The sequence below is a fragment of the Amycolatopsis tolypomycina genome, from assembly GCF_900105945.1.
GTDB classification, from domain to species: Bacteria; Actinomycetota; Actinomycetes; order Mycobacteriales; family Pseudonocardiaceae; genus Amycolatopsis; species Amycolatopsis tolypomycina.
Genome location: NZ_FNSO01000004.1, coordinates 2,396,481 through 2,415,073 on the forward strand (window position 1 = coordinate 2,396,481; position 18,593 = coordinate 2,415,073).

An 18,593-nucleotide genomic window follows, 5' to 3' on the forward strand; every position below is an offset into this window, starting at 1 on the left:
CGTGGGCGTTGTCGCAACCTGCGGAATCGGTATTCACAGGGTGGACAATGGCGTTGAAAAGGGGAGCATTCGGTCAGGGTGTGTCGGCGCTCGGCAGCACGACCGTCGCGCTGGTGCCGGGCGGAAGCAATGCGCTGCCGGGGGCGGAATCCGCAGCGTCGGAGGCAACCGAACCGGAGGCACCACCATGACCGCAACACCCGTCCACGATCATCCCGCCGACGTCCGCCCCCACGACGAAAACCGCGCCGCCGGGCCCGCCGCCCGGCTCAGACTTCCGAGGCCGACGAATGCTCGGCGGCGAACCGGGCCAGTTCGTTGCGGTCGCGGACCGAGGTCTTCATCAGCAGGGCCGCCACGTGCTTCTCCACCGTGCGTGGGGAGATGTGCAGGCGTGCGGCCAGTGCCTTGTTGCTGAGCCGGAAGGCCAGCAGTTCGAAGACCTCGAACTCGCGCAGTGTCACGCCGATCGCGCGCAGGCTTTCGGGCACCCGTTCGGTTCCGGTGCGGCGTTGCTGCACCGACGCACCGGCTCGGCGCAGCAGGGCGCGGCACGCGCTGGCCACCGGGATCACGTCCGCGTCGTGGAAGTGGCTTTCGGCTTCGCGCAGCCATTCCGCGGGCTCGCCCCAGCCGTCGTCGACGGCGGGCTCCGCGGCCAGGCGCAGGCCCAGCGGGCGGGCGACGCCGAACGGGGTGGCCGCCTGTGCCGCGCGCCGCATCGCCGCGGCGGCGGCCTCGGGCGCGTGGTCGCGGCCGTGCAGCACCGCCTCGGCCAGCAGCACGAACTGGCGGTTCCAGCGCATCCCGCCCGCGGCACCGGCGGCGACCCGCCGGTGGTCGGCCCAGGCCGCGTCGCCGGCGATGACGTCCAGCAGCAGCTTCAGGCCGTGGGTCCCGGCGAGGTGGAACGTGCTCTGCTGCCGCGCCTGGTCGGCGGCGAGGGTCTCCAGCTCGGCGCGGGCGGTGTCGCGGTCCTCCTCCAGCAGCGAACAGAAGACCTGGGCCAGCCCGCGCGCGAGCGGCGCCTCCGGGCCGGAATCGCCGCCCCCGCGCCGGAAGTCGCCGAGTGCGGTCTCCATCGCGCGGCGGTCGCCGCGGTGGCCCGCCAGCACCGCCTGTGCCATTTGGACGTAGCGGCTGACGGCGAACAGCTTGATCCGGGAGGCCTCCGCGTAGCACGCGTCGAGCCGCGGGCCGGCCTCGGCGAACCGGCCGCACAGCACGGAATGCAGGCCCAGCACGGCTTCCGCGTTGTAGGCCAGGCTGATCCCGCCGGTGCGCAGCGCCTCGGCGCGCGCGGTCTCGAGGCCGGACGGGTCCGCCTCCGTGAGCCAGGCGTTGCCGCCGAGCCCGACCAGCGCGTAGTTGCGCCAGTTCGTCAGCCGGTGCTCGGCGGCGGCGTCGAGCATCCGCCGGAAGCACTCGTCGGACTCGGTCATGTCCCGCTCGCGCACGACGAACCCGACCGCGTAGAGCGCCTGGCACGCCGTCGACGGCGAGCCGATCCGCTCGGCACCCTCGACCGCGCGGCGGCCCAGCTCCTCGCTGCGGCGCACCCGGTCGGGGGCAGGCCCGGACATCGAGAGGTAGGCGTCGACGGCGTCCACCGCCACGGACTCCTCGTCGAGCCCCGTCCCCGGCAGCAGCGCCCGCGCCGCGGCGACCTGCTCGAAGCCCTCCGCCCAGCGGCCGGCGACCTGCGCCGCCCACGCCAGGCGGACGTGCACGCGGATCTGGCGCGCGGGATCGCGGCCGTCGGCGGGCCGCAGCGAGCGGGCGACCTTGACCGCGCGGTCGAACTGCCCGGCCTCGGCCAGCGCGAACAGCAGCAGCTCCAGCAGGTCCCGGTAGCGGCCGGACTGCTCGGCACCGCGGTCCGCGTCGTCGCCGAGCAGGTTCACCGCGTGGTCCAGCACCGCGATCGCCGACCCCGGCGCGCCTTCGGCCAGCGCGCGCTGGGCGGCCTCGCGGTACAGGTCGGCGGCGGCCCAGCGGTCACCGGCGCCCAGCCGCAGCGACGCGGCCAGGCTGCACAGCTCGCCCGGCAGATCGGGGTGCAGCTCCACCACGGCGTCAGCCGCCTTCGCCGACAGCGCCACGCGTTCGGCCGGGTTGAGCAGGGTCAGCAGCGCTTCGGCGGTGAGCGGGTGGCGGAAGGCGTACCAGTCTTCGCCGCGCTCGTCGGTGGTGAGCAGCTGGGCGGCGACGGCGGACTGCAGGTGGCCGAACAGGCTGCGGTCGTCCAGCTCGCTCACCCGCTGCACCACCGAAAGCGGGAACCGGCGGCCGAGCACCGCGGCGATGGCGAGCAGCTGCTTGCCGCGTTCGCCGAGGCGGTCGGCGCGGCGGGTGATGATCGTGACGAGCGTCGAGGGCACGGCGCTGCGGCCGTGCCCGGTGAACCGCCAGCCCGCGGCGCCGTTCACCAGCTCGCCCGCCGCCACCATGCTGTGCAGGAGTTCCTCGACGACCAGGGGGTTGCCGGCGCTGTCGGCGAACAGGCGCTCGGCCACGTCCGCGGACACCTGGTCGGGTTCGGCGCCGAGCGAGGACGCCACCACGTCCCGCACCTCGGCCGGGCCGAGACTGTCCAGCGGCATGAGGAAACCCTCGCCGCGCCGGGTGGCGGCGTAGGCCGCGTCCAGCGCGGGCGAGGGTTCGGCGCGCAGGGTGGCCAGCACGACCACCGGTTGCGTGCGGACGTTGGCGGCCAGGTACTCCACCACCGCCAGGGTTTCCACGTCGGCGTCCTGGAGGTCGTCGACGACGAACAGGCAGCCGCGGCCCGCGCCGGCCAGCCCGGTGAGCCGCAGCGTCGCCTCGGCGAGCACGACGAGCGAGGAGTCGCCCGCGGTGTCGGCGCCGGCGGCCCAGTCCGGGATCAGCCTGCCGAGCACCGACCGGTACGGCCCGAGCTGTTCGACCAGCTCGCGGCCGCCGCCGGTGCGGGCGAGGGAGAGCAGTGCCTCGGTGAGCGCCCGGAAGGGCACGGCGGGACCGGTGGTGCTGCCGCGGCCCCGCAGCACCACCAGTCCCGCGTCCAGGGCGTGGCCCACCGCTTCGGCGGCGAGCCGGGTCTTGCCGATACCGGGTTCCCCCGTGACGAACAGGGCCGATCCGGAAGAGCGGCGAGCGTCGTGCAACACCCGCCCGATCTCTTCGATCTCCGTTCCTCGGCCGACGAGAGCGGGGGCACGGGTGCGCATGCGCCAACCTTAGAGACCGGACTCACGAATTCGGTGGTCTTGCGGTGGAGATTCCACTGTTCGGACGGCAGGATTGGCGATGTTGTCACGCTTTGTGCCGTAGTGAGCACGTCACGCGTGCGTGTGGTTGCTCACCACGGTGCTGATGTCCATCGTGACGACGGCGGCGCCGGCCACACCGAGGGTCAGCCCGGCCAGAATCCCCGCCCGGACACCGATCTTCTTTCTGGCACCAGGCGTGGCGTCGCCGAGCGGGCTGTCCGCCGCCGGGGTGGCGGGGGTCGCGTCGAATTCGCCGGCGTTGGTGTCGTTGCGCATCTTCACTCCCGTGATGAGGTGTTTCGCGGTTATTTCCCAGTAAGGCCCGAAGGTTCCAGCAGCAGAACCGACGGAACCCGTTCGGCAAAACCGACCCGCAACAACCCGAAACCGATACCCCCGGTTCCGGTCAGCAGACCGGGACTTGCTACTCCGTGCGGAGTACCGCACTGGAGCCCGTGCCCTTCCACTGCGCCCACGAGGCGCGAGGTCGCCCTCCGCAAGGCGGAGACGGCCGGTTCGTGACCCTGCCCGGCCAGCACCACAAGTGCTTCGAGGGTGCCGAGCTCACCGTGACAGAGAGATTGATCGGACGACGGCGGCCGGGCGGCCACCGCGGTCGAGAAGGCATCCGCCCTGCGCGCGGCGGCGGTGCCGGGTTGCAGGCCGGCGGAACCCGGGGCGGCGGCTGTGGCGAGGACCTGACCGGCCAGGCCCGAGCACCAGCCCAGGTTGGCGTCCAGGGGGATGGCTGCGGTGGCGCCGGCTTGGCCGACCCCCGCGGTGGCGCCGGCTTGGCCCGAGCGCTCGCCCGGGTTGCCGGTCAGCGGGTTCGCCGTGGTCGCGGCGGCCCAGTCGCCCCGCGCGGTGGCGCCGGCCTCGCCCGGGTTGCCGGTCAGCGAGTTCGCTGCGGCCGCGCCGGCTCGACCCGGGTCACCGGCCACCGAGTCGGCCGCGGTGGCGCCGGCCCAGCCGAGCCCCGCGCCGGCTCGGCCCAGGCCGCCGCCCGCCGAGTCCGCCGTCGTGCCGGCTCGGCCGAGGGCCCAGTCCACGCCCGCCGTGCCCCAGAGAAAACCCGGGGCCGTGGGGCGCGGCGCTCCGGCGAGCCGCCGGGAGAGCGTGGCGGCCAGCGCGGCCGCTTCGGGCAGCCCGCTTTCCGCGTACACGGCGTGCATCGCCGCCAGGGCGCCCGCGGTGCCTTCGCCGACCCCGGCGGGCGCGGCCGCGTCGGCGGCGGCCGTCGCGGCGATCGCGGCGGGCAGGCAGGCGGTGAGCGCGCTGTCGCCCAGGAGGGAAGCCAGCCGGGCCAGTGCGTAGCAGATTCCGCCCAGTCCGAAGAACCCGCCGGAGCCGACTTCGCGTGCCAGCTCGGGGTGTTCGGCGAGGACCTCGACCAGCACCGGCAGCGTGCGCACGGCCTTCGCGGCCAGCTCGGAGTACCGGGCCGTGCCGGTCAGGTCGCCGAGCTGGGCGAGGAACAGGGCCGTGCCGCAGTAGCCCTCGGCGAGGCCCGCGCCCATCGGCAGCACCAGCCAGTGCCTGCCTTCCAGCAGCTCGAGGCCGACCCAGTTGGCCCGGCCGTCGTCGTGGGCGGCGCGGGCGACCAGGTCGTCGCCGATCGCGGAGGCCAGCGCGAGCAGGTGCTGGCTGTCGGGCACCACGGCGGCGACCGCGCCGGGCAGTGGCGTGCCGGCGCTGTGGCGGACCTCCGGGCGGCGGGTGGCGAGGGTGGCTTCGACGAACCACTCCTGCTCGCGCAGGTCCTCCGCACTCAGCTGCGCGATCTTCGCGCGGGCCTGGTCGAGGCCGCTCGCGGCCAGCAGGCCGGGCAGCACGGTGCCGGTCCCGGTGGTGACGTCGACCGAGTCCGCGGCGGCGGTGAACACCGGCACGTCGCCGGCGCACAGCTCGGCGATCTCGTGGGGCACCAGCGCGGGCAGGTGGGCCTTCCCCTGGTCCTCGGCGAGGGCGGCGAACGCCTCGGGCCGGGCGGCTCCATCGGCCAGGTGCGCCGGGTGCGTCGCGGCGGTCAGCAGCGTCGCGTAGACCTGCGTCGGCCGCATGACGAGCCGGATCTCCTCGCCCGCGAACCGGGCCAGCGCGCCCTCGAGCAGCTCGGCGCGGCGGTCCACCAGGGACTCGTAGGCCGCGCGGAAGCCGCTCAGCAGGCTCTGCCGGTACATCCCGGCGTCGACTTCGGCCCCGGCGAGCACCGGGCGGTTCGCGCCGCCCGCGTAGGGCCGCGGGCCGTGGGCCAGGCGCATGTCGTCGGTGCCGGCGCCGGTCCAGTGCGGCACTTCCCCGGGGCTCTGCTCGCCGTTGCCGCCGCCGAACGCCGACACGTCGAGGGCGCCGTGTTCGCCGAGCATCAGCGTGGGCAGCAGGGCGGTGCGCGCCACCGAACGGTGCAGCGCGGCGGCGGCCGGGTCCGGCCCGTTGCGGGTGAGCGAGGTGAACGCGGGGTGGAACAGCGTCTCGACGTCCACGAGCATCGGCTGGTCGCCGCACGCGACGAGGTTCTCGCAGTGCATGTCCGTGGCGTCGAGGGCGTAGAGCAGGGCCAGCAGCGCGCCTTGGCGGCGGTAGAAGAGTTCGACACCGGCCTGGTCGGCGCACGGCCGCGCGGGGACGTACTCGGCCCAGCCGTAGCCGTCGCGGGCCAGCACGCCCAAGGGCCGCGGCGCCAGCCCTGGCCGCTCTTCGGCGAACCAGCGCAGCAGCTCGCCCCACCGGGCGAGCAGCCCGAGCGGCCGCGGCTTGTAGACGAGCCGCCGCCCGTCGGCGAAACCGAGCAGGGCGACCGCGCGGCCGCCGGAGTGCACGTCGCCGGCGCCGAGCGTCAGTTCGCTCAGCTCGGCCGCGCTGCCCGCCAGCAGGCCGTCACGCAGGGCGGCCCGATCGGCGGCGAACCGGGTGAGCAGTTCGGCGACGGCCTCGACGGTCCGCAGGCAGGTCTGGGCGAGCAGCCGGGCGAGCAGCGGGTGACGGCCCAGCACCTCGGTGAGGTAGCCGCGGCCGCCGAGCAGGCGCAGGAAGTCGACAAAGCGGTCGCGCCCGGTGGTCCCGCGCAGCAGGCCGGCTTTCCCGGCCGAGTGCAGTTCCACCACGAAGGTCCGGGCCGCGAGCGCGGTGAGCTGCCCGCAGAGCCAGGTCTCGACACCGGCCCACACCCCTTCGGCGGCGGGCACGCGCTCCACCAGCAGCTCTCGGGCGGCGGCGGCGAAGGGCAGCACGGCGTGCCGGAAGACGCGATCCCCGTCGGCCTCGACGGGGGCGGGCCAGTCGCCGTCGACGGGCAGCGAAGCCAGCACCGAGTCGGCGAGCCGCGCCCAGCCGGGCCGGCCGCCACCGGCCGTCTCGGCCGCCCCGGCCTCGCCGGGGAGCCGAGCGGCGGTCCACCAGGCCGGTGCCTCGTGGGGGGCCTGCTCGGGGCGCTCTACTGTCTGGCTCACGCCGAGAAGATTCGCACTCCGGGAGATGCGCGTACATGGGTACTCGCTACCCAGATTGGGGCCCCTGCGCCGGGTGGCGGAAGGGCTACGGCCGCCCCGCGGTCACCGGTGCGTCGAGTAAGGCCAGGTCACGCCGGTGCACGGCCCGCACCGGCACGGTCGTGGCCAGCGCGGCGACGTGACCACCCGGAACGGCGAGCGAGCGCAGGTGCACGGGTTCGCGCGGCCAGCCCGGTACGTCCGAACGGGCGAGCCGCCCCCGCACGTCCACCCGCGCGGGGGCGGCGGCCAGGCCGAGGCCGGCCAGCTTCATCGCCGCCTCCTTGCGGGTCCACGCCGTCAGCAGCCGTCCGGTCCGCTCGGCCGGGTCCGCCGCCGAGAACTCCCGGTGCTCCGCGGCCGACAACACCACGCCCGCCAGCCCGGCCGGGTCGGCCGCCGCGGCCGGGGTTTCGATGTCGGCGCCGATCAGGCCCTCCGTCGCGGTGGCCAACAGCAGCCACTTCTCCGTGTGGGACACCGAAAACTCGGGCGCTCCGGCCAGCCGGGGACGGCCGTGGGCCGGGTCGCCGCAGAACGTGCACGTCCGGTCGATCTCCACCGCCGCGGGCGGGACACCCAGCGTGCAGGCGCCCCACAGGCGTTGCACCGCGCGGGACGTCGTGTACACGTCCGCCGCCGCCAGGCGGGCGGCCCGGGCGCGCTCCGCCTCGGACAGCAGCCCGAGCCACGACGGCCGGGGCCGGACCGGCACCAGCCACACGTCGACGTCGCCGGTCATGGCGCCTGCGGCAGCAGCAGGGCCGCGCGGGGCGCGGGCAGCACGTCCGCCGGCGGGTCCAGCGGCGAACCCAGTTCCGTCAGCAGGTGCGCGACCGCCGCCGCGAGCTGGTCGTCCTCGCCCGGCAGCAGCCGGTCGGGGGCCGGGACCACCGCCAGGTCCGGCTCCACGCCGTGGTTCTCCAGCGAACCACCCGCGTCGCCGAAGCGGTAGCGGAACTCCGGCTGCGTCGTGACCGTGCCGTCCACCAGCCGGTGGCGTGGCCAGGTCGCGATCACGCCGCCCCAGCTGCGCCTGCCGATGAGCGGACCCAGTCCCAGCGCGCGGAACACGTGCGCGAAGATCTCGCCGTCGGACCCGGTGTGCTCGTTGAGCACCGTCGCCATCGGGCCGCGCGGGGACTCCGTGGGGTACGGCGCCGTCCCGCTCCAGCGGCCGTGCTCGGTGCCGGTGCGGCGGCGGGCCAGCCGGTCGAGCAGCAGCGGTGACACGTGCCCGCCCGTGTTGAACCGGACGTCGACGATCAGGCCGTCGCGGTCGAGCTCGGTGAGGAACCCGCGGACGAAGTCGGCGTACCCGGCGCGCGTCATGTCCGGCACGTGCAGGTAGCCCAGCCTGCCGCCCGACACCGTCCGCACGTACGCGCGGTTGCCCTCGGTCCAGTCCAGGTACCGGGCCCGCGCCTCGCCGGCGCAGGCCCGCACCACCACGCGGTGCTCGGCGCCGGCCCGGCGCACGGTCAGCTCCACCTCGCGGTCGGCCTGGCCGACCAGCAGCTCGCCGGGACCCGACGGGCCGACGCGGCGGCCGTTGACCGCGACCACGGCGTCGCCCGCCCGGATGTCGGCGCCGAGCCGGGCGCACGGCGAACCCGCCTTCGGGTTCCACGGGTCGCCCCGCAGGATCCGCGCGATCCGCCACGAAGAGCCGTCGGGCGGGGTGTCCCAGTCGACGCCGAGGAAGCCCTGCGCCTCGTCCGGCCCGGCGCGGTACTCGCCGCCGCGCTCGAACGCGTGGGACGTGCCGAGCTCGCCGTGCAGCTCCCAGATCAGGTCCGACAGCTCCGCGCGGCACGACACCAGTTCCGCGAGCGGTGCGTACCGGTCGTACACCGCGTCCCAGTCGAGACCGGACATCCGCGCGTCCCAGTACCCCTCGCGCTGCAGGCGCCACGCCTCGCGGAACATCTGCCGCCACTCCGCCGACGGGTCGAACGGCACCTTGACGCGCCCGAGGTCGACCCAGCCGGTGGCCGGGCCCGGTTCTTCGCCGTCGGGCGGGTCGCCGGCGACGTCGGCGCGCAGCACGCGCAGGCGGCTGTCGGTGCGGTGCAGCACGACGTCGCCCCGGACCTCCAGCTCGTCGACCGCGCCGAGACAGTCAGTGGTGACCTGGCCGGTGCCGAGGTCCACCAGCGACACCGTGCCCTCGCCGCCGGAGCCCGGGTGCGCCGGGTCGGGTGCGGCCAGCGGCACGGCCAGCAGCAGCACCCGGCCGGGCAGCGCCGCGATGTCGCTGTAGCGGCCTTCGGGCGCCGGGAACGCCGCCACCCGCCGGGAGATCCCGTCGAGGTCGATCTCCACCCGGCCGTCGCCGCGCGGGGCGGGCAGCGGCGGCCCGGGCGCGGTGGCCCGCGTCTCGAACGGCGACGGCTCGTCCGCCCGCAGCGTGATCAGGTACGGCCGGGAGCCGAACGGGAACCCGACGTCGAACTGCACCTGGTCCAGCTCCGGCGTGAGGTCGCGCTGGCCGAGGAAGTACAGGTACCGCCCGGAGGGGTCGAACGCCGGGCGCGCGTCCCGCACCACCGGATCGGTGACCCGGTGGGTGCGCCCGGACGCGGTGTCGGCGAGCTTGATCGACGACGTGCGCGGCGACTCCGGGAACGTGTAGGCCAGCCACCGGCCGTCGGGCGACCAGGCGAGGTCCTCGATGCGCTCGTGCTTGCTCGCGTCGAGCAGCCGCGGCCGGGGGAGCACGTCGGCGGTGTCCACGAGCCACACGCGCTGCCGGCTGGTCGCGAACGCGACGAGCCCCGACGCGGGGGAGGCGGTCAGCTCGGTGATGTGCCCGACGCCGCCGGCCACGAGCACCGGGGCGTCCTCGCCGCCCTCGGCGTCCATCAGCACGATCCGCTCGTCCGGGCTTTCGTCGGCGGCCACCGCGACGAGCTGCCGCCCGCCGGCCAGCCAGCGCAGCAGCCGGTAGCGCACGCCGTCGGCGCTGCCGTGGCCGCGGACCGGCCCGGACCAGTGCGCGAAGGTGAAGGCCTTGCCGCGGGCGGTCACCGCGAGCCGGGTGCCGTCGGGGGACAGGCGCGCGCCGTCGAGGTACTCGCCCGCGGGGGCGAACCGGCGGCCGCGCTGCGGGGCCGCGCCGCCGAGGTCGACCTCCACCGGCCGCGCGCCGCGGTCGTCGAGCAGGTGCAGCCGGGCGCCCGCGGTGTAGACCAGCCGGGTGCCGTCGGTGGTGAGCCCGCGCGCGTAGTGGTCGTGGTGGTCGGTGTGGCGGCGCAGGTCGGTACCGTCGGGCAGGCACGAGTAGACGTTGCCGATGCCTTCGTGGTCGCTGATGAAGTGGACGCGGCCGCCGGCCCAGCACGGGTCGGCGACGTTCCCGGGCAGCGCCACCAGCGGCGTGAACGGACCGGCCTCGTGCCCGGCGTACCACAGTTCGCCGGTGCCGCCGCCGCGGTACCGCTTCCAGCGCGCGGGGTCCGCGGTGTTGCGGCCCACGACCACGCCGCCGTCGCCGAAGGCGATCGTGTCGGCCGGGCCGAGCCGCAGCGGCCGGGCGGGCCCGCCGTCCGGCGCCACCGAGAACAGGCGCGCCCCGAAGCCCGACGGCTGCTCCGCGTCGGTCGCGTAGAGCACTTCGCCGGTGTGCGGGTGCCAGCCGACGGTGACGCAGCGGCCGGCCTGGTACGTCAGCCGCCGCGGCGGCCCGCCCTCGGCCGCCATGACGTACACCTCGGCCGGGCCGTCGTAGGTGCCGACGAACGCGATTTCCGTGCCGTCCGGGGAGATCCGCGGCCGCCGGGCTTCGCCGGGGCCCGCGGTCAGCCGGTGCGCCCGCCCGCCGTCGGCGGGGACGGACCACAGGTCGTCCTCGCACGCGAAGTACAGGGTGTCGCCGGCGACCGCGGCGGTGCGCAGGTACCCGGCCCGCCCGGTCACGACCGGGCCTCGATCCGCTCGCGGATCCGCTCGGCCAGCTCCCGGCGGCGGCGCTCTTCGGACGCCTGGTGCCGCTGGACGTCCTCGTCGGACAGCGTCCAGTAGCACGCCGTCCGCCACTCCCCGACCGTGTAGGAGTCCCGTTCGCACCGGACCTGGTGCTGGGCCTCCAGTGCTTCGGCGGACAGGAACATGGTGTTGTGCGTGAGGACCTGGTTGACGATCACGCGCATGTTGAGCTCGTCACGCAGGTGCTTGTGCACCGCGTAGACGGCGAACGCGCCGAGCCCCCGGTCGCGCGGCAGCACGCCGAAGGACAGCTCGCAGCACTGGGCGCGCCAGTCGATCGAGGTGATCCACGCGAACCCCATGACGCGGCCGTGCGCGCCGCACACGGTGAAGATGCGCTTCGTGCGCTGCTCGTCGGTGATGGTGCGCAGCTGCCGGGCCGAGAGGCCGTCGTCGTCCGAGCCGACGGCGAAGTCGGTGAGGTTGGCCGTGAACCGCGCCTCGCGCAGCAGTTCCGTGCGCAGCGGGACGTCCGCTTCGGTGAAGTGCCGGACGGTCACGATCGGCATGACGCCTCCTTCACCAGGACCAGCACGTCGTGGAACGCGTGGCCGGCGTAGTGGTGGCCGGGCAGCACCCCGGTGCGGGTGAACCCGGCACCGAGGAACGCGGCGGCGCCCTGTTCGGGGACCAGGGCGACGAACGACGTCCGCCGCTGGTAGGCGGTGAGGTGCCCGAGCAGCGCGCGCACCGGCTCCGGGCCGGCGGACGTGCTCGAGACGTACGCCTGGCGCGGCTGCGCCCGGTTCGGCACGCAGCCGACCACCGCGCCGCCCGCGGCGTACACCTGGGCGCCGCGGGCGGTCAGCTCGCGCACGAGCAGCGCGTCGTTCTGGGTCACCGGGTCGGTGCCGAGGAACCCGCGCGCGGCATCGCCGGCGCGCCGCAGCCCCTCGGCGGCCTCGGCTGGCGAAAGCGGCCTCAGCTCAGTCATGGCGGATCGTCCCCCAGATCTCCCGTGCGGCGGGTGCACCGTCGAACCAGGTGGCGGCCGGGACGACCGCCTCGCGCCGGAACCCGGCCGCGGCCAGCGCTGCGGTGCGGGGCGTGGTGACCCAGCCGTACAGGCGCCGCAGGTTCAGCCCGGTGAAGCCGTGCGCGACGGCGGCGGTCACCAGCGAGTCCACATCGGACAGTCCGCTGTGGACGCCGATCTCGACGCGGGCCCGCCGGTGCACCCAGTCGATGGCCGTGTAGCGGACGAAGGCGCCGTCGGTGACGCACAGTTCCTCGTCGTCCCCGGCGGGCGGGGGCACCTCGGTGGGCTCGGCGAGCGCGGGCCAGTCTTCGAGGGGCAGCCCGAGCAGCTCGCCGGCGAGCCACGGCCCGCTCAGCAGCGCGCGGTCGGTGCCGCGGTATCCACGCAGTTTCATGACTCCGCCCAGACCTGCGAGAAGAAGACCGTGCCGCGGCGACGGCCTTCGTGGGTGGTCACGCCGGCGAGCGTGCCCTCTTCGGTGAGACCCGCGGAGCGCGCGAAGGCGAGACCGGCGGGGTCGAACTCGGGGAACCGGACCGACAGCCGCACCAGCTCGTGCCGCCACCGCAGGGCGTGCACGATCTCGCGGTAGGCGTCGTGCCACCAGTGCAGGGGGACGTCGGAGCGCAGGCGCAGGTGCAGGACGTAGTGGCAGCCGTGCTCGCTGCCCTCGTGCTCGAGGGCGTACAGGCCGACGGGCTCGCCGTCGGCGTGGAGCACGCGCGTGTCGTCGCCGAGGAGCTGGTCGATCTCCTGCTCGGACCGCGTGTCGGGCCGGTCGGTGCGGAAGAAGAAGCCGGGGTCGGTGAACAGCGCGAGCACGGCCGCCCGGTCGGCGGCCGTGCCGGCGCGGGCCGACCAGCGCGGCAGCGCGCGCTCCGCCGGATCGGCGGGCGGCGCGACGGGCGCGATCGAGGTCATGGCCCCTCCCGGGCTGGTGGAATACGGGTAAAGCCCGCGGGCACGGCACTTTCACGCGAAAGCGCCGCGCCCGCGGTGGCGACAAGCCGGGCACTTTCACGTGAAAGTGCCCGGGTCGGGCGGCGGCGCCTTCACGGGAAAGTGCCGCCGTCCCGCCGGGGCGTCACGCCTCCTTGGCGGCGACCTTCGAGGCCTCCTTGGACGCCTCCTTGGCGGCCTCCTTGGCGGCGACCTTCGACGCGACCTTGCTGGCGACCTTCGAAGCTTCCTTCGACATGAGTTCTCCTCGGTTTCGTTTGGTGGGATTTCCCCGCGGATCCGGTCCGCGATTCCTGCGGTCCGGCGGGGCCAACCCAGATTCACCGACGAACCGTTGCCGGTCAAGGAAAACTCCGACCCACACGGTGTCATGTTCGTGCCACGGAGAAGGTGCCATCGCCGGGGGCTAACCATTTCCGGCGGAAACGCCCACCATCGGCGTACGACGATTTTGGAGGCCCCCGGATGCCTGTGGTGAAAAGCGCGAACCTCTGCTGGGGACAGCACCACCACCTGCTGCGGTACCTGCGGGTGCCGGCGCCGTCCCGGCACGAGGCGCACATCGGCACCAGCTACCCGCTGCCCGCGGGCTGCACGGTCGCGGCCGTCCGCGCCGCGCTGACGCACCTGGTGCGCCGGCACGAGGTCCTGCGCACGGTCTACGACCTGACGGGCACCGCGGCGGACGGGCGTGCCTGGCCGCGTCAGCTCGTGCAGCCGCCGGCCCCGCAGCCGGTCGTCGAGGCCACCACGGAGGACGCCGTGGCCGTCATCGCGCGCCTCACCCGCACCCCGTTCGACCTGGCCCGCGAGTGGCCGCTGCGCGCCTGCGTGGTCACCTCCGGCGGCCGCCTGGTCCGGCTGCACCTGGTCTTCAACCACCTGGCCTTCGACGACGTCGCCCTCGACCGCCTGGCCGCCGAGCTCGACGAGCTGCTGGCCGCGCGCACCGAGGGCCGTCCCGCGGTGCTGGACCCGGTCGACCACCAGCCGGTGGACCTCGCCCGCTTCGAGGAGAGCCGCACCGACGCCGACGTCGAACCCGCGCTGAGTCACTGGCGCGACATCGTCGAGAAGCTTCCGGCGGACGTCTTCTCGAAGCGCCGCAAGGCATCGGACGCCGCGCACAGCGCCTCCTACACCGTGCCGACGCTGCTGTCGGCCGCCCGGGCGATCGCCGCGCGCGAGCACGTGTGGCCCTCGGCCGTGCACCTGGCCGCCTATGCCGTCACGCTCGCCGCGTACACCGGGGAAACGCTGGTGGCGCACCGGATGTACACCAGCCAGCGGGACGCCAGCGGCTTCGGCGGCGCCGTCACGTGCCTGTCCTACCCGACGCCGGTGCTCGCCGACCTCGACGGCGATCCGCTGTTCTCCACCGTGGTCAAGGAGTCCGCCGTCCGCGTGAGCCAGGCGATGACCCACGCGCACGTGCCCTACGACCGCGTCTACGAGCTCGTCGCCGAGGCAGGCGTGCGCGTGGCCGCCGAGCTGAACTTCCTCGACAACGCGCCACGCTCGTGCCGCACGAAACGCGACCGGTACGCGGTCAACGCCGCTCCCGCCGACTGGGCACACGCCGGCTCCGACAGTTACCTGCGCGTCTACGAATGGGCCGACGGCATCACCCTCGCCCTGCAGGCCTTGGACGCGGTGATGGACGCCGACGCCGTCGAACAGTTCCTGCGCGGCTACGCCCGGCTCGTCGAGGCGCACCGCGACCCCGGCGCCGACCTGCGGGTCAGCGAGGCCGCCGCGCTCATCGGCTTCGCCCCGCCGGAGCCACCGCGGATCGGCGCCCGGGCGCCCGAGCGAACCGGTGCCGCACCCGCCGAGCGGGTGCTCGCCGACGTCGTCGCCGAGGTCAACGGCCTCGAGGACGTCGACCCGGCCCGCAGCTACCTCGGCGCCGGCGGGCGCGTGCTGCGCCTGCCGCGCGTGGTCGAAGCCCTGCACGAACGCGGGTGGAGCGTCGCGCTCGTCCCGTTCACCACCACCCGCCCCTTGTCCGCGCTCGCGCACGACCTCGTGCCGGCCCGCGGCTGAGCCGGACGAAGAGGAGGAAACCATGTCCCTGCTCGAAGCACCCCGGCTGGAACGGGTGGCGTCGTTCGTGCCGGAGACGAGCCTGCCGGTCGCCGAGCTGGCCGGCCCGCTCGGCCTCGACGCGACGCAGCTGCGCTTCTTCACCCGCTTCCTGGGCCTCGACCGCGTCGCCGTCGCGGACGGCCTCGACCTGGCCGACCTGCTGGCCGGCGCGGGGGAGCGCGTGCTGGCCGGGACCGACCGCGGCTCGGTCCGCTTCCTGGTCCACGCGCACACCATGCAGCACGTCGCCGTCGCCACGCCCGGCATCCTCGAGGACGTGCGCACGCGGCTGCGGCTGCACCGCGCCACCGCGTTCAGCCTTTCGCACCTCAACTGCGTGGTCGGGATCCACGCCCTGCACGTGGCCCGGTCGCTGCTGGCCACCGCGGCGCCGGGCGACCGCGTGCTCGTGCTGACCGGCGACAAGGTGCTGATGCACGAGGCCCGGCTCATCCGCGACACGACGATCCAGGGCGACGGCGCCGCCGCGGTGCTGCTCGGCCCGGACCCGCGCGGCGACCGCGTCCTCGGGCGCGCGCTCACCGTGCTCGGCGAGTTCTACCGCGGCATCGACTGCGACGAGGCCCTGCAGCTGCAGTACAAGCACGTCTACCCGGACGCGCTCGCCCAGGTCATGCAGGACGCCCTCGACGACGCCCGGGTCGCTCCCGCGGACATCGCCGCCATCCTGCCGCACAACGTCAACAAGCTGTCGTGGAAACGCATCACCGGCGCGCTCGGCGTGCCGCGGGACCGCGTGTTCCTCGACAACGTCGGGAAGTACGCCCACTGCTACAGCTCCGACCCGTTCATCAACCTGGCGGCGGCGCGCGCGGACGGGCGGGTCGACCCGGGGGACCTCGTGCTGCTGGCTTCGGCCGGCCTCGGGGCGACCTTCGCGGCGGCCGTCGTCGAGATCGGAGAAGGGAACCAGGGATGAATTTCGTGGCACGGCTGAAGAAGGACCTCACCGGCGACGCCGGTGCACGGTTCGTCTTCGTCAACAACTTCGAGGTGGAACGCAGCTGGGCGGTGGGCGAGCCGAAGCTGCCCGGTGCCGGCATCTCGTTCGCGGGGGCCACGGTCAACCGCATGGAGGAGATGGGCGCGCTGCTCGCCGGCGAGGGCGACTTCGTGGTGCTGAAGGCCCCCATGGACGCCGCGTTCGCCGGCTACCTCGCCCGGATCGGCGCGGCCGACGGCACGACGCTGATCGCCGAGCGCAACGACCCGGACGCGATGGTGACCGAGGATGCCCTCAACTCGCCGGAGCTCCTGGCAAGGCTGCGGGAGCTCGCCGACGGCAACACCTACCTGATGCCCTTGGGTATCTCGGCGTCGGAGGAGGTCCTGGCCAAGGAGTCCGGGCTGCCGCTGGCCGGCTCGACCGCGCAGATCTGCAAGGCGGTCAACGGCAAGGTGTTCAGCCGCGGCCTGGTCGACACGCTCGGCCTGCGCCAGGTGCCCGGCCGGGTGGTGCACACCGTCGGCGAGCTGCGGGAGGCCCTCACCGCCCAGCTGGCGCTGGGCGGCCGGGTCGTGGTGAAGGAGTCGCTCGGCGTCTCCGGCCGCGGCATGGTCGTCGTCGAGGACGAGCGCGGTGCGAACCGCCTGCTGCGCCTGATCGAGCGCCGCGGTGCCGACGCGCCCGCGAACCTCGTGATCGAGTCCTGGATCGAGCACGCCCAGGACCTCAACTACCAGTTCGTCGTCTCCCGCACCGGCGGGGTCCGGTTCGAGACGGTCAAGGCCGCCGTGCTCAAGAACGGCGTCCACCAGGGCCACCGCTTCCCGGTGGAGCTGCCGCCGGTCGCGGCGCGGGAACTCGCCGAAGCCGTCGAGAAGATCGGTCGGGCGCTGCACGACGAGGGCTTCTTCGGGATGGTCGGCGTCGACGCGATGCTCGCCGCCGACGGCACGCTCTACCCGTGCCTGGAGATCAACGCCCGGTTCAACATGTCGACCTACCAGAGCCGGATCGCCGAGAAGTTCATCCCCGAGGGCAGGCACGCCATCGCGGCCACCTTCTCGCTGAAGCTGCAGCGCGAACACACCTTCGCCGAGGTCGAGACCGCGCTCGGCGACCTGTTCTTCACCGGCGCCGGCGACACCGGCGTGCTCGTCAACAACTTCGCGACGCTCAACGCCGCGAACACCGGCGAGGGCTCCTTCCACGGCCGGCTCTACGCGATCTGCGTCGGGGACTCGCCCGAGGAGGCCCTCGCCGTCCGGACCGAGGCCGAGCGCCGTCTCGCCGCCATGGCAGGAGAGGACGCATGACCGAGATCGACTACCAGGACCTGGCCGCGCGCTTCGGCACGCCGCTCTACGTCTACGACGGCGACGTCCTGCACGCCACCATCACCGGCCTGCGGGCGGTGCTGCACCCGGCGATCGAGGTGTTTTACTCCCTCAAGGCGAACCCGAACATCAGCGTCTTCGCCGCCCTGCACCACGGCGGCGCGCGGGCCGAGGTTTCGTCCATTGTGGAGCTGCAGACGGTGCTCACGGCCGGGGCGCGGCCCGACGACATCATCTTCCTCGGCCCCGGCAAGAGCGAGCAGGAACTGCGCGCGTGCCTGGAAACCGGCGTGTACGCGATCGTCTGCGAATCCTTCGACGAGCTGGACGACATCGAACGCCTCGGCGCCGAGCTCGGCAAGGTCCAGCGGGTGCTGCTGCGGATCAACCCGACCTGCGCGATCAGCGGCTCCCGGCTGACCATGGGCGGCAAGCCCCGCCAGTTCGGCATCGACGAGGCCCAGGTCCTCGCCGCCGGGCCGCGGCTGGCGGAGTACCGCCACGCCGACGTCGCCGGCATCCAGGTCTACATGGGCACGCGCATCCTCGACGCCGACGTCATCGGCAAGAACACGCGCTACGCCCTCGACCTGGCCGAGCGGGTGGCCGCGGAGACCGGGATCCGGCTGGAAGCCGTCGACATCGGCGGCGGCCTCGGCGTCGCGTACTTCGAGGGCGAGGACGACCTCGACGCCGCCGACGTCGCCGCCGAGATCAACCCGATGCTGGAGGCGTTCCACCGGGCGCACCCGGCGACGCGGCTGATCATGGAGTCCGGCCGGTTCCTGGCCGGGCGCGCCGGGGTCTACGTGCTCGGCGTGCGGTACGTCAAGGAGTCGATGGGGGAGCGGTTCGCGATCGCGGACGGCGGCACCCACCACCACATGGCGGCCGTCGGCATCGGCTCGTTCGTCAAGCGCAACTTCCCGGCCGTGCTGCTCACCCCGCGCGCGGCGGGCGAGGACACCGACGACACCGTCGAGCCGGGGCCGTGGACCGTCACCGGCCCGCTGTGCACGCCCAACGACACCCTGCTCAAGCAGGTGAAGCTGCCCGACCTGCGCGCCGGCGACCTGGTCGGCGTCCTGAACTCCGGCGCCTACGGGCCGTCGGCCTCGCCCGGGCTGTTCCTCAGCCACGGGTTCCCCGCCGAGGTGCTCGTGCGCGGGGGTGCGGCCTTCCTGGTCCGCGACCGCGACGAGCCCGAAGACCTGCTGCGCAAGCAGCACCTGCACCAGCCCCTCACCGACAGCAAGGAAAGCGAGCCGAGATGAACCGCACCGAGATCGTCGCCCACCTGGAGATCGCCCTGTCCGCCGTGCTCAACAAGGAGATCGGCGGCGTCACCCCGGAGCTGCGCCTGTTCGAGGACCTGGCGCTCGACTCCACCAGCGTCATCGAGCTGCTGATGAGCCTCGAGGACACGATCGGCCTCGAGATCGACCCGGACGAGCTGGGCCCGGAGGTCTTCCGCACCGTCGGCAGCCTGACCGACTACATCGAGTCGGCCTTCGCCAGGTCCGCCGCGGCGGTCTGAGC

The 18,593-nt window shown here is 74.3% G+C and carries 14 protein-coding genes; 5 read left to right on the forward strand and 9 right to left on the reverse strand.

Going from position 1 to position 18,593, the window contains the following annotated elements; all coding sequences use genetic code 11:
- Positions 1 to 269 precede the first annotated feature (269 nt).
- The 9 genes from BLW76_RS21115 to BLW76_RS21155 form a co-directional block, all read right to left on the reverse strand.
- Positions 270 to 3,209, reverse strand: coding sequence for an ATP-binding protein (locus BLW76_RS21115; protein ID WP_091310022.1), 2,940 nt, complete (start codon positions 3,207 to 3,209; stop codon positions 270 to 272).
- 111 nt (positions 3,210 to 3,320) lie between these two features.
- A complete protein-coding gene (locus BLW76_RS21120) occupies positions 3,321 to 3,527 on the reverse strand; it encodes a hypothetical protein (RefSeq protein ID WP_091310024.1) in 207 nt (68 codons plus the stop codon).
- Between the two features lie 29 nt (positions 3,528 to 3,556).
- Positions 3,557 to 6,700 carry a type 2 lanthipeptide synthetase LanM family protein gene (locus BLW76_RS21125; protein ID WP_091310025.1) on the reverse strand — a complete coding sequence of 1,048 codons (3,144 nt, stop codon included), beginning with the start codon at positions 6,698 to 6,700 and terminating at the stop codon, positions 3,557 to 3,559.
- Positions 6,701 to 6,785: 85 nt separating this feature from the next.
- Complete coding sequence (locus BLW76_RS21130) at positions 6,786 to 7,481, reverse strand: 4'-phosphopantetheinyl transferase family protein (protein ID WP_091310027.1); 696 nt, start codon at positions 7,479 to 7,481, stop codon at positions 6,786 to 6,788.
- The gene (locus tag BLW76_RS21135) at positions 7,478 to 10,657 is read right to left on the reverse strand and encodes a S41 family peptidase (protein WP_091310028.1); all 3,180 of its coding nucleotides are present in this window, start codon (positions 10,655 to 10,657) and stop codon (positions 7,478 to 7,480) included. Before BLW76_RS21135 ends, BLW76_RS21130 begins: the two co-directional genes overlap by 4 nt.
- Positions 10,654 to 11,235 (reverse strand): GNAT family N-acetyltransferase, encoded by a 582-nt coding sequence (locus BLW76_RS21140; protein ID WP_091310030.1) that lies wholly within the window; start codon positions 11,233 to 11,235, stop codon positions 10,654 to 10,656. Before BLW76_RS21140 ends, BLW76_RS21135 begins: the two co-directional genes overlap by 4 nt.
- Positions 11,223 to 11,660 carry a hypothetical protein gene (locus BLW76_RS21145; protein WP_091310032.1) on the reverse strand — a complete coding sequence of 146 codons (438 nt, stop codon included), beginning with the start codon at positions 11,658 to 11,660 and terminating at the stop codon, positions 11,223 to 11,225. The genes BLW76_RS21140 and BLW76_RS21145 overlap by 13 nt, the downstream gene beginning before the upstream one ends.
- Positions 11,653 to 12,099: a GNAT family N-acetyltransferase gene (locus tag BLW76_RS21150; RefSeq protein WP_091310034.1), complete on the reverse strand. Its 447-nt coding sequence runs from the start codon at positions 12,097 to 12,099 to the stop codon at positions 11,653 to 11,655. The genes BLW76_RS21145 and BLW76_RS21150 overlap by 8 nt, the downstream gene beginning before the upstream one ends.
- Positions 12,096 to 12,626 (reverse strand): hypothetical protein, encoded by a 531-nt coding sequence (locus BLW76_RS21155; protein ID WP_091310037.1) that lies wholly within the window; start codon positions 12,624 to 12,626, stop codon positions 12,096 to 12,098. Before BLW76_RS21155 ends, BLW76_RS21150 begins: the two co-directional genes overlap by 4 nt.
- Positions 12,627 to 13,130: 504 nt before the next feature.
- Here BLW76_RS21155 and BLW76_RS21160 point away from each other — a divergent pair.
- From BLW76_RS21160 to BLW76_RS21180, 5 genes are read left to right on the forward strand one after another with little or no spacing between them, the layout of a single operon-like run.
- A complete protein-coding gene (locus tag BLW76_RS21160; RefSeq protein WP_091310038.1) occupies positions 13,131 to 14,711 on the forward strand; it encodes a condensation domain-containing protein in 1,581 nt (526 codons plus the stop codon).
- A gap of 22 nt (positions 14,712 to 14,733) precedes the next feature.
- Complete coding sequence (locus BLW76_RS21165) at positions 14,734 to 15,693, forward strand: 3-oxoacyl-[acyl-carrier-protein] synthase III C-terminal domain-containing protein (RefSeq protein ID WP_091310041.1); 960 nt, start codon at positions 14,734 to 14,736, stop codon at positions 15,691 to 15,693.
- The gene (locus tag BLW76_RS21170) at positions 15,690 to 17,033 is read left to right on the forward strand and encodes a preATP grasp domain-containing protein (RefSeq protein ID WP_091310042.1); all 1,344 of its coding nucleotides are present in this window, start codon (positions 15,690 to 15,692) and stop codon (positions 17,031 to 17,033) included. Before BLW76_RS21165 ends, BLW76_RS21170 begins: the two co-directional genes overlap by 4 nt.
- A complete protein-coding gene (locus BLW76_RS21175; RefSeq protein ID WP_091310045.1) occupies positions 17,030 to 18,328 on the forward strand; it encodes a type III PLP-dependent enzyme in 1,299 nt (432 codons plus the stop codon). The genes BLW76_RS21170 and BLW76_RS21175 overlap by 4 nt, the downstream gene beginning before the upstream one ends.
- Positions 18,325 to 18,591 carry an acyl carrier protein gene (locus BLW76_RS21180; protein ID WP_086848245.1) on the forward strand — a complete coding sequence of 89 codons (267 nt, stop codon included), beginning with the start codon at positions 18,325 to 18,327 and terminating at the stop codon, positions 18,589 to 18,591. The genes BLW76_RS21175 and BLW76_RS21180 overlap by 4 nt, the downstream gene beginning before the upstream one ends.
- Positions 18,592 to 18,593 lie beyond the last annotated feature (2 nt).